General features: G+C 30.9%; 1 protein-coding gene. It reads right to left on the bottom strand.

Annotated features, from left to right (window positions below; all coding sequences use genetic code 11):
- Positions 1–505, bottom strand: a 505-nt coding sequence (locus IU405_RS00800) for a 3'-5' exonuclease (RefSeq protein ID WP_197436744.1), incomplete at both ends; no start/stop codon positions are given.

Here is a 505-nt window from a genome sequence, read left to right on the forward strand (position 1 = left end):
CTTCTGTATATACTCAAAATACCCTAAATATAAATCCTTGTGTGAAAGATGCATTACCAATCCACTTGGGGGTTGAAATATGTCGTTGTTTTCAATTCGTTCTAATTCTTCAGTTTTAAAGTTGTCAAGATAATTTCCATTCAAATGAATGGTAAATTTTTGTTTCGCTCTTGTCATTGCGACATATAGCTGTCTTTTCTTTTCATCTGTACTTGCATCAAAATTTTCGAGAATTAGAAATACATTGTCAAACTCTTTCCCCTTTGCTTTATGAATTGTTGAAACGAAAATTGTTTCTCCATTTGTGCTTATGAAATCTTCCAACTTTGATTCTCGGATGAAAACTTCAAAGTCCGATTTGTATTTTTTCTTCATGCTTATCCCTTCAAAATCTTTGATAAGGTTGTTACATATTTCAAACTTTGAACTTAGCTTGTATCTGTCAATCAATTTTCTTTTTGCATTATCCCAAACATCATCACTAATAATGAATACATCATCATTC

Origin of the sequence: Polaribacter sp. BAL334, from assembly GCF_015767435.1 — a bacterium.
Classification (GTDB): domain Bacteria; phylum Bacteroidota; class Bacteroidia; order Flavobacteriales; family Flavobacteriaceae; genus Polaribacter.